The organism is Geobacillus lituanicus, assembly GCF_050994965.1.
Classification (GTDB): Bacteria; Bacillota; Bacilli; order Bacillales; family Anoxybacillaceae; genus Geobacillus; species Geobacillus stearothermophilus.
In genome coordinates, this window is record NZ_CP194773.1 from 880,429 (window position 1) to 895,220 (window position 14,792).

General features: G+C 51.9%; 6 protein-coding genes, 21 tRNA genes and 2 rRNA genes. 28 read left to right on the forward strand and 1 reads right to left on the reverse strand.

From position 1 onward, the window contains the following. Window positions 1-207: 207 nt before the first annotated feature. The 23 genes from ACR1UW_RS04360 to ACR1UW_RS04470 all read left to right on the forward strand — a co-directional run bounded on the left by ACR1UW_RS04360 (window position 208) and on the right by ACR1UW_RS04470 (window position 7,577). Window positions 208-3,135, forward strand: a 23S ribosomal RNA gene (locus ACR1UW_RS04360). Between the two features lie 116 nt (window positions 3,136-3,251). Continuing rightward, window positions 3,252-3,368, forward strand: a 5S ribosomal RNA gene (rrf, locus tag ACR1UW_RS04365). Between the two features lie 9 nt (window positions 3,369-3,377). Beyond that, window positions 3,378-3,453: transfer RNA gene (locus tag ACR1UW_RS04370), tRNA-Val, on the forward strand. Between the two features lie 172 nt (window positions 3,454-3,625). Beyond that, a tRNA-Met gene (locus ACR1UW_RS04375) sits at window positions 3,626-3,702 on the forward strand. Window positions 3,703-3,706: 4 nt separating this feature from the next. Then, window positions 3,707-3,782 (forward strand) — tRNA-Asp (locus ACR1UW_RS04380). A 276-nt stretch (window positions 3,783-4,058) separates the two neighbouring features. Continuing rightward, a tRNA-Phe gene (locus ACR1UW_RS04385) sits at window positions 4,059-4,134 on the forward strand. A 164-nt stretch (window positions 4,135-4,298) separates the two neighbouring features. Further along, a tRNA-Thr gene (locus ACR1UW_RS04390) sits at window positions 4,299-4,371 on the forward strand. A gap of 301 nt (window positions 4,372-4,672) precedes the next feature. Further along, window positions 4,673-4,746, forward strand: a tRNA-Lys gene (locus tag ACR1UW_RS04395). 7 nt (window positions 4,747-4,753) lie between these two features. Then, window positions 4,754-4,828 (forward strand) — tRNA-Gly (locus tag ACR1UW_RS04400). A 7-nt stretch (window positions 4,829-4,835) separates the two neighbouring features. Further along, window positions 4,836-4,921, forward strand: a tRNA-Leu gene (locus tag ACR1UW_RS04405). Window positions 4,922-4,924: 3 nt separating this feature from the next. Further along, window positions 4,925-4,999, forward strand: a tRNA-Arg gene (locus ACR1UW_RS04410). A gap of 5 nt (window positions 5,000-5,004) precedes the next feature. Next, window positions 5,005-5,078: transfer RNA gene (locus ACR1UW_RS04415), tRNA-Pro, on the forward strand. Window positions 5,079-5,086: 8 nt separating this feature from the next. Beyond that, window positions 5,087-5,162: transfer RNA gene (locus ACR1UW_RS04420), tRNA-Ala, on the forward strand. 15 nt (window positions 5,163-5,177) lie between these two features. Further along, window positions 5,178-5,254, forward strand: a tRNA-Met gene (locus ACR1UW_RS04425). 5 nt (window positions 5,255-5,259) lie between these two features. Beyond that, window positions 5,260-5,336: transfer RNA gene (locus tag ACR1UW_RS04430), tRNA-Ile, on the forward strand. Between the two features lie 17 nt (window positions 5,337-5,353). Beyond that, window positions 5,354-5,444: transfer RNA gene (locus tag ACR1UW_RS04435), tRNA-Ser, on the forward strand. A 560-nt stretch (window positions 5,445-6,004) separates the two neighbouring features. Beyond that, window positions 6,005-6,080, forward strand: a tRNA-Thr gene (locus ACR1UW_RS04440). An 8-nt stretch (window positions 6,081-6,088) separates the two neighbouring features. Next, window positions 6,089-6,161 (forward strand) — tRNA-His (locus ACR1UW_RS04445). A gap of 323 nt (window positions 6,162-6,484) precedes the next feature. After that, window positions 6,485-6,555: transfer RNA gene (locus ACR1UW_RS04450), tRNA-Gly, on the forward strand. A 6-nt stretch (window positions 6,556-6,561) separates the two neighbouring features. Further along, a tRNA-Ile gene (locus tag ACR1UW_RS04455) sits at window positions 6,562-6,638 on the forward strand. 687 nt (window positions 6,639-7,325) lie between these two features. After that, window positions 7,326-7,400: transfer RNA gene (locus tag ACR1UW_RS04460), tRNA-Asn, on the forward strand. A gap of 7 nt (window positions 7,401-7,407) precedes the next feature. Beyond that, window positions 7,408-7,500: transfer RNA gene (locus tag ACR1UW_RS04465), tRNA-Ser, on the forward strand. A gap of 5 nt (window positions 7,501-7,505) precedes the next feature. Beyond that, window positions 7,506-7,577, forward strand: a tRNA-Glu gene (locus ACR1UW_RS04470). A gap of 265 nt (window positions 7,578-7,842) precedes the next feature. Here the strand turns inward: ACR1UW_RS04470 and ACR1UW_RS04475 are convergent. Then, window positions 7,843-8,508 (reverse strand): B3/B4 domain-containing protein, encoded by a 666-nt coding sequence (locus ACR1UW_RS04475; RefSeq protein WP_289644070.1) that lies wholly within the window; start codon window positions 8,506-8,508, stop codon window positions 7,843-7,845. 52 nt (window positions 8,509-8,560) lie between these two features. Here ACR1UW_RS04475 and queG point away from each other — a divergent pair, with 52 nt between their 5' ends. The 5 genes from queG to yhbH all read left to right on the forward strand — a co-directional run bounded on the left by queG (window position 8,561) and on the right by yhbH (window position 14,722). Beyond that, a complete protein-coding gene (queG, locus tag ACR1UW_RS04480) occupies window positions 8,561-9,703 on the forward strand; it encodes a tRNA epoxyqueuosine(34) reductase QueG (protein ID WP_498934691.1) in 1,143 nt (380 codons plus the stop codon). 57 nt (window positions 9,704-9,760) lie between these two features. Next, window positions 9,761-10,624 carry an amidase domain-containing protein gene (locus ACR1UW_RS04485; protein ID WP_047817818.1) on the forward strand — a complete coding sequence of 288 codons (864 nt, stop codon included), beginning with the start codon at window positions 9,761-9,763 and terminating at the stop codon, window positions 10,622-10,624. A gap of 23 nt (window positions 10,625-10,647) precedes the next feature. Further along, window positions 10,648-11,121: a tRNA (uridine(34)/cytosine(34)/5-carboxymethylaminomethyluridine(34)-2'-O)-methyltransferase TrmL gene (gene trmL / locus ACR1UW_RS04490; RefSeq protein WP_100663956.1), complete on the forward strand. Its 474-nt coding sequence runs from the start codon at window positions 10,648-10,650 to the stop codon at window positions 11,119-11,121. A gap of 323 nt (window positions 11,122-11,444) precedes the next feature. After that, window positions 11,445-13,340 carry a PrkA family serine protein kinase gene (locus ACR1UW_RS04495; RefSeq protein WP_498934692.1) on the forward strand — a complete coding sequence of 632 codons (1,896 nt, stop codon included), beginning with the start codon at window positions 11,445-11,447 and terminating at the stop codon, window positions 13,338-13,340. A 224-nt stretch (window positions 13,341-13,564) separates the two neighbouring features. Continuing rightward, a complete protein-coding gene (gene yhbH, locus ACR1UW_RS04500; protein ID WP_498934694.1) occupies window positions 13,565-14,722 on the forward strand; it encodes a YeaH/YhbH family protein in 1,158 nt (385 codons plus the stop codon). The last annotated feature ends 70 nt before the right edge of the window (window positions 14,723-14,792 follow it).

The following is a 14,792-nucleotide window of genomic DNA, read 5'->3' on the forward strand; positions in this document are numbered from 1 at the left end:
GGATTCGGAGAAGCCGAATTCCCCGACGCAAGACTGCAGAGAAGTGAATTCAATGAAGTAGTCTCGTTTGCGTCTGTGTCTACAAGTGAATTCAGAGAAGCTGGATTCCTCGACGCAAACCAGCAAAGAAGTGAATTCAAAGGAGCTACTTCGTTCCTTGAAAACTAGATAACCGGAAACGCAAAGGAAGAAGCCGAGAGCGCTGTAGGTTAAGCTAGAAAGGGCGCACGGTGGATGCCTTGGCACTAGGAGCCGATGAAGGACGGGGCAAACGCCGAAACGCTCCGGGGAGCTGTAAGCAAGCGTCGATCCGGAGATGTCCGAATGGGGGAACCCACTGTCCGTAATGGGGCAGTATCCATGCCTGAATCCATAGGGCATGGAGGGCACACCCGGGGAACTGAAACATCTTAGTACCCGGAGGAGAAGAAAGCAAACGCGATTCCCTGAGTAGCGGCGAGCGAAACGGGAACAGCCCAAACCAAGAGGCGTGCCTCTTGGGGTTGTAGGACCGCTCATTGTGGGAGTGAGAAAGGAACGGGGTAGACGAACCGGTCTGGAACGGCCGGCCAGAGAAGGTGACAGCCCTGTAGTCGAAACTTCGTTCCCTCCCGAGCGGATCCTGAGTACGGCGGGACACGGGAAATCCCGTCGGAAGCAGGGAGGACCATCTCCCAAGGCTAAATACTCCCTAGTGACCGATAGTGCACCAGTACCGTGAGGGAAAGGTGAAAAGCACCCCGGAAGGGGAGTGAAAGAGAACCTGAAACCGTGTGCCTACAAGTAGTCAGAGCGCGTTCATGCGTGATGGCGTGCCTTTTGTAGAATGAACCGGCGAGTGACGATGGCGTGCGAGGTTAAGCCGAAGAGGCGGAGCCGCAGCGAAAGCGAGTCTGAACAGGGCGAAAAGTACGTCGTCGTCGACCCGAAACCAGGTGATCTACCCATGTCCAGGGTGAAGGCCGGGTAACACCGGCTGGAGGCCCGAACCCACGCACGTTGAAAAGTGCGGGGATGAGGTGTGGGTAGGGGTGAAATGCCAATCGAACTTGGAGATAGCTGGTTCTCCCCGAAATAGCTTTAGGGCTAGCCTCGGGATGGAGAGTGTTGGAGGTAGAGCACTGATTGGGCTAGGGGCCCTCATCGGGTTACCGAACCCAGTCAAACTCCGAATGCCAACGACTTATGCCCGGGAGTCAGACTGCGAGTGATAAGATCCGTGGTCGAGAGGGAAACAGCCCAGATCGCCAGCTAAGGCCCCAAAGTGCACGTTCAGTGGAAAAGGATGTGGAGTTGCCGAGACAACCAGGATGTTGGCTTAGAAGCAGCCACCATTTAAAGAGTGCGTAATAGCTCACTGGTCGAGTGACTCTGCGCCGAAAATGTACCGGGGCTAAACGTGCCGCCGAAGCTGCGGGATGACCGTTGGTCATCGGTAGGGGAGCGTTCTAAGGGCGTTGAAGCCAGACCGGAAGGACTGGTGGAGCGCTTAGAAGTGAGAATGCCGGTATGAGTAGCGAAAACAGAGGTGAGAATCCTCTGCGCCGAAAGCCTAAGGGTTCCTGAGGAAGGTTCGTCCGCTCAGGGTTAGTCGGGACCTAAGCCGAGGCCGAAAGGCGTAGGTGATGGACAACAGGTTGAGATTCCTGTACCACCTCCTTCCCGTTTGAGCGATGGGGGGACGCAGGAGGATAGGGCGAGCAGGCGGCTGGAAGAGCCTGTCCAAGCCGCAAGGCTGATCCGTAGGCAAATCCGCGGATTGTAAGGCCAAGCGGTGATGGCGACGGAGTCATCCGGAAGTCCCCGATTTCACACTGCCAAGAAAAGCCTCTAGCGAGGGAAGAGGTGCCCGTACCGCAAACCGACACAGGTAGGCGAGGAGAGAATCCTAAGGCGCGCGGGAGAACTCTCGTTAAGGAACTCGGCAAAATGACCCCGTAACTTCGGGAGAAGGGGTGCTCGTTTGGGTGAAGAGCCCGAACGAGCCGCAGTGAAAAGGCCCAAGCGACTGTTTATCAAAAACACAGGTCTCTGCGAAGCCGAAAGGCGACGTATAGGGGCTGACACCTGCCCGGTGCTGGAAGGTTAAGGGGAGCGCTTAGCGGAAGCGAAGGTGCGAACCGAAGCCCCAGTAAACGGCGGCCGTAACTATAACGGTCCTAAGGTAGCGAAATTCCTTGTCGGGTAAGTTCCGACCCGCACGAAAGGTGTAACGACTTGGGCGCTGTCTCAACGAGAGACCCGGTGAAATTATACTACCTGTGAAGATGCAGGTTACCCGCGACAGGACGGAAAGACCCCGTGGAGCTTTACTGCAGCCTGATATGGAATTTTGGTATCGCTTGTACAGGATAGGTGGGAGCCTGGGAAGCCGGAGCGCCAGCTTCGGTGGAGGCGGCGGTGGGATACCACCCTGGCGGTATTGAAGTTCTAACCCGCACCCCTTAGCGGGGTGGGAGACAGTGTCAGGCGGGCAGTTTGACTGGGGCGGTCGCCTCCCAAAAGGTAACGGAGGCGCCCAAAGGTTCCCTCAGAATGGTTGGAAATCATTCGGAGAGTGCAAAGGCACAAGGGAGCTTGACTGCGAGACGGACAGGTCGAGCAGGGACGAAAGTCGGGCTTAGTGATCCGGTGGTTCCGCATGGAAGGGCCATCGCTCAACGGATAAAAGCTACCCCGGGGATAACAGGCTGATCTCCCCCAAGAGTCCACATCGACGGGGAGGTTTGGCACCTCGATGTCGGCTCATCGCATCCTGGGGCTGTAGTCGGTCCCAAGGGTTGGGCTGTTCGCCCATTAAAGCGGTACGCGAGCTGGGTTCAGAACGTCGTGAGACAGTTCGGTCCCTATCCGTCGCGGGCGCAGGAAATTTGAGAGGAGCTGTCCTTAGTACGAGAGGACCGGGATGGACGCACCGCTGGTGTACCAGTTGTCCCGCCAGGGGCACCGCTGGGTAGCTATGTGCGGACGGGATAAGCGCTGAAAGCATCTAAGCGTGAAGCCCCCCTCAAGATGAGATTTCCCACCGCGTCAGGCGGGTAAGATCCCTCGAAGATGACGAGGTCGATAGGTCCGAGGTGGAAGCGTGGCGACACGTGGAGCTGACGGATACTAATCGATCGAGGGCTTAACCTAACAAGAAAAGTGGAGGCGCCGCGGCTTCTTCCCGAAACGGTTATCTAGTTTTGAAGGAATGAAAAAGTTCTTGACAAGAACCTAACTTTCCTTATAATAAGACTTGTCCATTATTGCCTAGTGGTGATAGCGGAGGGGAAACACCCGTTCCCATCCCGAACACGGAAGTTAAGCCCTCCAGCGCCGATGGTAGTTGGGGCCAGCGCCCCTGCAAGAGTAGGTCGCTGCTAGGCAAAACATGTGGAGGATTAGCTCAGCTGGGAGAGCACTTGCCTTACAAGCAAGGGGTCGGCGGTTCGATCCCGTCATCCTCCACCACTTACACCAATTGTGTATTCTTATCGTCGCGGGGTGGAGCAACAAGCCTTTGCTTCCTCGAAACCGCTTCGAGTTGCCCCGACGCATTTGGCTTCCTCGAATCAGTTAGTAGAGGAAGGGGCAACGAAAAATTTACTCAGAGCATGATCGAAACTGAATCATTTCCTATCGTCGCGGGGTGGAGCAGTCCGGTAGCTCGTCGGGCTCATAACCCGAAGGTCGCAGGTTCAAATCCTGCCCCCGCAACCAAATTGGTCCCGTAGTGTAGTGGTTAACATGCCTGCCTGTCACGCAGGAGATCGCGGGTTCGAGTCCCGTCGGGACCGCCATTGTTTCAAAATTATGAAAAGAGACAACTCAGCAGCTCAGTCGGAGTTGCCTCAACGCATTTGCCTTCCTCGAATCACCTTGCAGAAGAAGAGACACAGTGCAGTACAAGCAAAGCAACGTAAAACTTAATATGGCTCGGTAGCTCAGTCGGTAGAGACGAGCATCCGCTTCATCGAATTCGCTTCGAGTTGCCTCGACGCATCGAGCGTCTTTGAATCAGCTGGTAGAGGAAGAGGCACAGAGCAATTCAACGAGCGAGTTAAAAAATAATATATGGCTCGGTAGCTCAGTCGGTAGAGCAAAGGACTGAAAATCCTTGTGTCGGCGGTTCGATTCCGTCCCGAGCCACCATCAAACTATAAATTATGCCGGCTTAGCTCAATTGGTAGAGACGAGCATCGGCATCATCGAATTGGCTGCGAGTTGCCTCGACGAACCTAGCTTCCTCGAATCAGCTTGTAGAGGAAGAGGCACAACCGAGCAGATCATATGAGCCAGTAACTCATGTTAAACGTGCCGGCTTAGCTCAATTGGTAGAGCAACTGACTTGTAATCAGTAGGTTGCGGGTTCAAGTCCTGCAGCCGGCATCTTCCATTTTGAAAAAATTCAACTAGCGAAACATGAGCTCAGAAACGAGCGATACATCTTCGAATAGGCTTCGAGTTGCCTCGACACACTTGCTTCCTCGAATAAGCTGGGAGAGGAAGAGGCAGGTAGAGTGAAATGAAGCTTAGAGTGTTATCCTAACCATGAGCCATTAGCTCAGTAACGAGCGTTGCATCTTCGAGTTCGCTGCGAGTTGCCCCGACGCACTTGACTTCTTCGAATAAGCTTGTAGAGGAAGGGGCAGGTAGAGTGAAATGAAGCTTAGAGTGTTATCCTAACCATGAGCCATTAGCTCAGTAGGTAGAGCATTCTGACTTTTAATCAGAGGGTCGGAGGTTCGAGTCCTCCATGGCTCATCGTTTTGCGGAAGTAGTTCAGCGGTAGAACACCACCTTGCCAAGGTGGGGGTCGCGGGTTCGAACCCCGTCTTCCGCTCCACTCGCCCGCCGGGGTGGCGGAATTGGCAGACGCACAGGACTTAAAATCCTGGGGTAGGTAACTACCGTGCCGGTTCGAGTCCGGCCCTCGGCACGTGCGCTCGTAGCTCAATTGGATAGAGCATTCTGACTACGGATCAGAAGGTTAGGGGTTCGAATCCTCTCGAGCGCGTTCATCGGGAAGTAGCTCAGCTTGGTAGAGCACACGGTTCGGGTCCGTGAGGTCGCAGGTTCAAATCCTGTCTTCCCGATTTTCCATGGGGCCTTAGCTCAGCTGGGAGAGCGCCTGCTTTGCAAGCAGGAGGTCATCGGTTCGATCCCGATAGGCTCCACCACTAATATTTTGATTTGGCGGTGTAGCTCAGCTGGCTAGAGCGTACGGTTCATACCCGTGAGGTCGGGGGTTCGATCCCCTCCACCGCCACCATTATCGGACCTTTAGCTCAGCTGGTTAGAGCAGACGGCTCATAACCGTCCGGTCGTAGGTTCGAGTCCTACAAGGTCCACCATTGCTAAGTTTCTTTTTGGAGGAGTACCCAAGTGGTTGAAGGGGTCGGTCTTGAAAACCGAGAGGCGCCGCAAGGCGCGCGGGGGTTCGAATCCCTCCTCCTCCGCCATTTAACGGATTTCCGAAAGAAGTCTCCCACCTCAAGGAACGCGAAGGGTGTAACCCAGTGAGTGGGAGATGAATATCGGTTGGCGTTAGCCAACGAATAGGATAGAATATGGCTAGAACGGACACCTTCGGAACGAAGGGAAGCGTAAAGGGTTCTTGTGTGTGGCTTACCGTTCGGCGAACACGCACAAGTCGCTTGAAGCCTCCACCTCTAAGCGAAGCGTAGGTGGCGGGTAGTTCACATTCAAGTTCATGTTAAATGTGCCGGCTTAGCTCAATTGGTAGAGACGAGCGTCGGCATCATTGAATTGGCTTCGAGTTGCCTCGACGCACTCAGCTTCCTCGAATCAGCTTGCAGAGGAAGAGGCACAACCGAGAGCGGATCATATGAGCCAGTAACTCATGTTAAATGTGCCGGCTTAGCTCAATTGGTAGAGACGAGCGTCGGCATCATTGAATTGGCTTCGAGTTGCCTCGACGCACCTAGCTTCCTCGAATCAGCTTGTAGAGGAAGAGGCACAACCAAGCAGATCATATGAGCCAGTAACTCATGTTAAATGTGCCGGCTTAGCTCAATTGGTAGAGCAACTGACTTGTAATCAGTAGGTTGCGGGTTCAAGTCCTGCAGCCGGCACCAGAAATATGGCGGCTATGGCGAAGTGGTTAACGCACCAGATTGTGGCTCTGGCATGCGTGGGTTCGATTCCCACTAGTCGCCCTTTTTCTTCTTTAAAATTTTATATGCAGGTGTAGTTTAGTGGTAAAACCGCAGCCACGAGCATCTGCATCATCGAATTGGCTTCGAGTTGCCCCGACGCATCTGGCTTCTGTGAACCAGCTGGTAGAGGAAGGGGCATGGAAGCAGCGTGGCGGATGTTCAACTAAATGATATGCGGGTGTAGTTTAGTGGTAAAACCTCAGCCACGAGCATCTGCATCATCGAATCTGCTTCGAGTTGCCCCGACGCATCTGGCTTCTGTGAATCAGCTGGTAGAGGAAGGGGCATGGAAGCAGCGTGGCGGATGTTAAGCCAAATATTATGCGGGTGTAGTTTAGTGGTAAAACCTCAGCCTTCCAAGCTGATGTCGTGGGTTCGATTCCCATCACCCGCTTTTGAGGGGCCTATAGCTCAGCTGGTCAGAGCGCACGCCTGATAAGCGTGAGGTCGGTGGTTCAAGTCCACTTAGGCCCACCATTTTCCATTGCATATTGTCAGATGATTCGTTATAATACTTAATGAACGTTCTTGTGCGTGCATGGTTCCGCTTGCCTCGATGCATTTTGCTTCCTTGCATTCGCTAGTAGAGGAAGGGACAGGACAAGTATTGGGCTAGGTTTCTTACTCATCATTCCGCAATAGCTCAGCGACGAGCAGGTGCATCGTCGAATATGCTTCGAGTTGTCCCGACGCATCTAGCTTCCTTGAATTTGCTGGCAGAGGAAGGGACAGGGCAAGTATTGGGCTAGGTTTCTTACTCATCATTCCGCAATAGCTCAGCGACGAGCAGGTGCATCGTCGAATATGCTTCGAGTTGTCCCGACGCATCTAGCTTCCTTGAATTTGCTGGCAGAGGAAGGGACAGGGCAAGTATTGGGCTAGGTTTCTTGCTCATCATTCCGCAATAGCTCAGCGACGAGCAGGTGCATCGTCGAATATGCTTCGAGTTGTCCCGACGCATCTAGCTTCCTTGAATTTGCTGGCAGAGGAAGGGACAGGGCAAGTATTGGGCTAGGCTTCTTGCTCATCATTCCGCAATAGCTCAGCGACGAGCAGGTGCATCGTCGAATATGCTTCGAGTTGTCCCGACGCATTTGGCTTCCTTGAATTTGCTGGCAGAGGAAGGGACAGGATAAGTTTTGTGCTAGGCTTCTTGCTCATCATTCCGCAATAGCTCAGCGGTAGAGCAACCGGCTGTTAACCGGTAGGTCGTAGGTTCGAATCCTACTTGCGGAGCCATTTCTTTGGAGAAGTACCCAAGTGGCTGAAGGGGACGGTTTGCTAAACCGTTAGGTCGCAGTTTTGCGGCGCGCGGGTTCAAATCCCGCCTTCTCCGCCATAAGCGGCCCGTTGGTCAAGTGGTTAAGACACCGCCCTTTCACGGCGGTAACACGGGTTCGAATCCCGTACGGGTCACTGGTTAGTGGCACCAGACAACCTGGTGCCTTTTTCTGCAATCTTTTTTTGTCGATTTTTGCGTTTTTTTCTTGCTGTCTAGGCTCTTTTTTGTTATAATAGCCAATGTATATTAAGGGTTGGGGACAACGCAGTGTTTCGTTTCGTCAGCGAACGGGGCATTGCGTTTTTTGTTTTGTTTTTCAAGCTGCCAGCCATCGACCGCACCGCTTGGATAAAGGAAGCTTCCCGGCGGGAAGCTGATGGCAGACAGCATTTCCGTAGTTTATGACAGCAATTGCGCGTCGGCCTCGCCGCCATGAATTTGAACAAACATTGTTTGAATGGCTTGAAGTTGGTGGCGGGCGGCGTCTTCGCTCATCGACGGAAGGAAATAAACGATTTGCAGGGCGTTTTTTGTCTCTCTCGTTACCGCCGTGCGCTCAGAGTCGACGATCGGGCTGCCAAACGGGCCGCGTTCGTCTTTGCTGACAAGTTTGTCAGCGAAGTTGACGGAACGGCCGTTTAAGGCGATGTATTCGTCTTGCTCTGTGCCTATTGTGATGGTCACTGTCCCTTCGATGCGGTCAAGATCATAGATGCCGAGCGGAATTTTGTAATAAAGAGAAAAGAAATTGTTCACGTCGACCGCGGAGTGGATCGAAGGGAGAAAGTTTTTTTTCTGGATGCGCCGGTATAAGCTCTCGCTAGACGGACGGTAGCGGCTTGGATCGGTGCCGATTTGTTTGAAGGTCCGGCGCCATTCGGCGAGCTCGGGAATGTCGGCAATCGACTTTTCCTGCAGCTCGATGTAAAGAGATTCTTGAAACAGCTCAAGCCTCCCCCTTAACATTTGCGGTGAATCGCTGACCTCGATATGATGATAGCGGATGACGCCGAATTTACCAGAAGGAAGGCGTTGCTTTAGTTGTTCTGATATCACGCATTTCATCTTGATCACCTCGGATTTCATTTTACCATATATGACGAAAGGAGGGAAAACGATGGATGTTATGGCATTAAAGCAGGAAGTCATTGAGTACAGTCGGTCAATCGGCATTGATAAAATCGGATTTGCGAGCGCTGATCCGTTTGTTGAATTAAAGGAACGGCTGCGCCGCCAGCAGGAGCTCGGGTATCAGTCGGGATTTGAAGAGCCGGATATTGAGAAGCGGACGAATCCTTCATTGCTTCTTCCGGAAGCAAAATCGATCATTGCCATTGCCCTCGCTTATCCGTCGAAAATGAAGGATGCACCGCGCGGGACGAAAACGGAGCGGCGCGGCCTGTTTTGCCGTGCATCGTGGGGAAAGGATTACCATGTTGTGCTGCGGGAACGTTTGCAGAAGCTGGAGGAATTTTTGCTGGCAAAGGTGCCATCCGCCCGCGTGCGATCGATGGTGGATACGGGAGAACTTGCTGACCGCGCGGTGGCAGAACGGGCTGGGATCGGCTGGAGCGGGAAAAATTGTTCGATCATTACCCCAGAGTTTGGCTCCTACGTGTATCTTGGGGAAATGATCACCAACATTCCGTTTCCTCCAGATGAGCCAGTTGAAAACCGGTGCGGGACGTGCACGAAATGCATTGACGCCTGTCCGACGGGGGCGCTTGTGCAAGGGGGACAGCTGAATGCACAACGATGCATTTCATTCTTAACGCAAACGAAAGGGTTTTTGGCTGATGAATTCCGCGAGAAAATTGGCAACCGATTGTATGGTTGCGACACATGCCAATTAGTCTGTCCAGAAAATAAGGGGAAAGATTTCCATTTGCATCCGGAATTTGAGCCGGATCCGGAGGCGGCCAAACCGAAGCTGGTTCCGCTTCTTGACATGACGAACCGTGAGTTTCAAGAGAAGTTTGGTGCGATGGCCGGTTCATGGCGCGGGAAAAAACCGATTCAGCGCAATGCGATTATTGCCCTCGCTCACTACAAAGACCGGACGGCAGTGCCGCATTTACTCCGGTTGTTAAAAGAAGACAGCCGCCCGGTCATCCGCGGGACAGCGGCATGGGCGCTTGGGAAAATCGGGGATGCAACCGCCAAGCCTCACTTGGAAGAGGCACGACAAACCGAGACGGACATGGATGTAATCGCCGAGATTGACAAAGGGCTGAAACTGTTGTCTGAGACAAAGGAATAGGGAAAGAACCTCCGCCTCCCTACATAAGGTAGTAACAAAAAGAAAGTGGGGAGCGGCATGAAAAAGCAGTTGCAACAGTGGCTCGATGAGCGGGCTCGTTCGTTTGTATCAGAACCACGCGTACAAGATGAAGAAATCATACGCAAGAAGCAACTGTGCGACAAACGAGGAGCGGAAATCGTCCGGTGCACGATCCGCGGACGAATTGTCGGCAGGCAGGCCGTCGAGCGGGAGACAACGATTGCTTATATGGCCCACTATCAATTTCTCATTAAGCATAGGGCTGATCTGTATATAGAGGAGCAGGTGGAGGAACGGCGCGCCCGCTTTTTGGGTGGTGAGTTGGTTGATGACCAGCAGATCAGCCGGATGGGGGATCGCGTTGAAGCACCGCGCGTTGAGCGTGAACGGTGGACGGGCGAGCGGCTGTTTTACCAATATGATCGCGCGCAGGCGGTGCGGTATGCAGAAATGTGGTGGAACCGCCATAACCCGGCGTTTCCTTCCTTTGACGTTGATTGCACGAATTTTGTTTCCCAATGTTTGTATGCGGGCGGGGCGCCGATGACCGGCTATCCGAACCGGGCGCGAGGATGGTGGTGTCAAAACAACAGTTGGAGTTACAGTTGGGCGGTCGCCCATTCGCTGCGCTGGTATTTAAGCGGAGCGCGCATCGGCCTGCAGGCGGTCGAAGTAGCCGAGCCGGAACAATTGATGGCAGGGGATGTCATTTGTTATGATTTTCAAGGAGACGGCCGCTTCGACCATACGACGATCGTGGTGGCGAAAGACAAAGACGGCATGCCGCTTGTAAACGCCCATACGACAAACAGCCGCATGCGTTACTGGTCGTATGAAGATTCAAGCGCCTATACGCCAAACATTCGGTATAAATTTTTTCACATCATTGACCGTAAATAAACGATGTTGCTGAGGTGAACGGAATGCCGCTTCATGTAGTACTGTACCAACCAGAAATTCCGGCTAATACCGGGAATATCGCCCGCACATGCGCGGCTACGGATACGGCGCTTCACTTGATTCGTCCGCTTGGGTTTTCAACGGATGATAAAATGTTAAAGCGCGCCGGCCTTGACTATTGGCCGTACGTCAACATTTCGTATTACGATTCGCTCGATGAACTGTTTGCCCGGTTTCCGCATGGCGAATTTTACTTTATTACGAAATTCGGCCGCCAATACTACGATTCGTTTGATTTCAGCGATACGGAAAAACATATTTTCTTTGTGTTCGGCCGTGAAACGACCGGGCTGCCGAAAGAACTGCTTGAAGCCAATATGGACCGTTGCCTGCGCATTCCGATGAACGACAAAGTCCGTTCGCTGAACTTATCCAATACGGCGGCGATTTTAGTGTACGAGGCGCTGCGCCAGCAACGGTTTCATGGGCTTTCGTAAACAAAAAAACGACCTTCGTTGCGGAGGTCGTTTTTTTGTGCCTTATTGTTTAACGCCCGGTTTGTCCTCGTAGCCGGCGGTGAAAATGGCCGTCAAAAACGCAATGATAACCCCTAACATAAGCAATGTGCGCATCGCTTTTCCTCCCTTGCAATGAAAGTGGTATGCGTTTCCCCTTTATTATAGCGAATATGGCCAAGCATGTGAATGAGAACAAGTTAGGACGGAGAGACAAAATTTTTTTTGCGGCGAATGATACGGGACATCCTCGCATAAATTGTAATAATCTTGCTGTTAGACATCCAAGGGTGAGGAGGTCCTTTATGGATATTTTACAAAAGATCGCACGGTACCGGGAAGAAGAAGAAAAGCTGAAATGGGAAGGGACGTTCGCGGAGTATTTAAAGATTTTAAAAGAAAAGCCGTGGGTGGCCCAATCGGCCCATTCGCGCGTTTATAATATGATTAAAGATGCCGGGGTCGAAGAGGTGAACGGAAGGAAACGATATAAGTTTTTTAGCCAGCACTTGTTCGGACTCGAAGAAGCGCTCGAACGGCTTATTGAAGAATACTTCCACCCAGCGGCGAAACGGTTGGATGTGCGGAAACGAATTTTGCTGCTGATGGGTCCGGTCGGCGGTGGGAAATCGACGCTCGTGACGCTTCTAAAGCGTGGCCTTGAAGAGTATTCCAAAACGGACCGCGGCGCGGTGTACGCGATTAAAGGCTGCCCGATGCACGAGGATCCGCTTCACCTCATTCCTCACCATTTGCGCGATGATTTTTACCGTGAATACGGCATTCGCATCGAAGGAGAGTTGTCACCGCTCAATATGATGCGGCTCGAGAAAGAATACGGCGGCCGTATTGAAGATGTGCTGGTGGAACGCATTTTCTTCTCGGAAAACCGTCGCGTCGGCATTGGGACGTTCAGCCCATCTGATCCGAAATCGCAGGATATTGCCGATTTAACCGGAAGCATCGATTTCTCGACGATTGCCGAATACGGTTCTGAGTCTGACCCGCGCGCCTATCGGTTTGACGGCGAACTGAACAAGGCGAACCGCGGCATTATGGAGTTTCAAGAAATGTTGAAATGCGATGAAAAGTTTCTCTGGCATTTGCTGTCGCTGACGCAGGAAGGCAATTTCAAAGCGGGACGATTTGCGTTAATCAGTGCGGATGAACTGATCGTCGCCCATACAAATGAAACGGAATACCGGTCGTTCATTGCGAACAAAAAGAATGAGGCGCTTCACTCGCGCATTATCGTGATGCCGATTCCGTACAACTTGCGCGTCTCCGAAGAAGAACGCATTTACGAAAAAATGATTCGTGAAAGCGATGTTGCCGATGTGCATATCGCCCCGCATACATTGCGGATCGCCGCTATGTTCACGATTTTGACTCGGCTGAAAGAGTCAAAGCGGCCGGATGTGGATTTATTGAAAAAAATGCGTCTATACGATGGGGAAATGATCGAAGGGTTCAACGAAGTGGACGTTGAAGAGTTGAAAAAAGAACATCCCGACGAAGGAATGAGCGGCATTGACCCTCGCTATGTCATCAACCGCATTTCGGCTTGCATCATTCGGAAAGAAGTGCCGTCGATCAACGCGCTTGATGTGCTTCGTTCGTTGAAAGAAGGGTTGGATCAGCATCCGTCGATCACGAAGGAAGACCGCGAGCGGTACTTGAACTTCATTTCGCTTGTGCGCAAAGAGTATGACGAAATCGCCAAGCAAGAAGTGCAAAAGGCGTTCGTGTACTCATATGAAGAGTCGGCGAAAACATTGATGGATAACTATTTGGACAACGTCGAGGCGTATTGCAACAAAACGAAACTGCGCGACCCGCTTACCGGAGAGGAAATGAATCCGGATGAGAAGCTGATGCGCTCGATTGAGGAACAGATCGGCATTTCGGAAAATGCGAAAAAGGCGTTCCGGGAAGAAATTTTAATCCGCATTTCCGCCTACGCACGCAAAGGGCAGCGATTTGATTACAACTCGCATGAACGGCTGCGCGAAGCGATTCAGAAAAAACTGTTCGCCGATCTTAAAGATATTGTGAAAATTACAACGTCGACGAAAACACCGGATGAGCAGCAGTTGAAAAAAATCAATGAAGTCGTCGCGCGTCTCATTGATGAATACGGGTACAACTCCACGTCGGCCAATGAATTGCTCCGCTATGTCGGCAGCTTGTTGAACCGCTAGGCATGCCTCGAGCGCCGGGGCATGCTTTTTTGCATCGATAATCGGGCTTGTCCGTCCGTTGTTCGCTTTTCTATTTTCGGCATTCATCTGTCAATTATTTTGAATTTTTGCATAGGATAAAATAAACAACTTGGCATAGTGATGGTCCGTTTTGATGACGCCAACATAAGTATATGCGGGAAAGTGAAAAGTGTGAGAACCATTTTAACAAAGGAGGGGAAAATATGAAAGGGAATTTCGTTGTATCGAAAGAAGACTGGTCCCTCCACCGCAAAGGATATGACGATCAAAAGCGGCATCAAGAAAAGGTAAAGGAAGCGATCAAAAACAATTTGCCGGATTTGATTACGGAAGAAAGCATCATTATGTCCAACGGACGCGATGTAATTAAGATTCCGATCCGCTCGCTCGATGAATACAAAATCCGCTACAACTATGAGAAAAACAAACATGTCGGCCAAGGAAACGGAGACAGCCAAGTCGGCGATGTCGTGGCCAGAGACGGAAGCGGGGAGGGGCAGGGGCCAGGGAAAGGCCAAGGGGCTGGGGATTTGCCGGGCCAAGATTATTACGAAGCTGAAGTGTCGTTGATGGAAATCGAAGAAGCTCTCTTCAGCCAACTGGAGCTGCCGAACTTGCAGCGGAAAGAATTGGATCAAAATGTCGTTCAACATATCGAATTTAACGACATTCGCCGCACCGGGTTGATGGGGAACATCGATAAAAAGCGGACGATGCTCGCCGCCTTCAAGCGCAACGCCATGAGCGGCAAACCAGGCTTTTACCCGATTTACCGCGAAGATTTAAAGTTTAAAACGTGGAACGAAGTCGTCAAGCCGGAATCGAAGGCCGTTGTCTTGGCCATGATGGACACAAGCGGCTCGATGGGCATGTGGGAAAAATACATGGCGCGCAGCTTCTTCTTCTGGATGACGCGCTTTTTGCGCACAAAATATGAAACCGTTGAGATCGCCTTTATTGCTCATCATACGGAAGCGAAAGTCGTCAGTGAGGAGGAGTTTTTCACGAAAGGGGAAAGCGGCGGGACGATTTGCTCATCCGCCTACCGCAAGGCGCTGGAACTGATCGAAACGAAGTATTCTCCGTCGCGCTACAACATTTATCCGTTCCACTTCTCCGACGGCGACAACTTGACATCAGACAATGCCCGCTGTGTGAAGCTTGTTCAAGAGCTGATGAAAGTGTCGAACATGTTTGGGTATGGGGAAGTCAACCAGTACAACCGTCATTCCACGCTCATGTCGGCGTATCGCAATATTAAGGATGAAAAGTTCCGCTATTATATTTTGAAGCAAAAATCGGATGTGTTCCACGCGATGAAAACATTTTTCCGCAAAGAAGAAAGCAAGCAGCTCGTTTGACCCTCTGGCAGCTGAAAAAAGGGGGTTTTTCTTTTTGGAAAGGGAGGGCAATCGCCCTCCCTAAAATAAG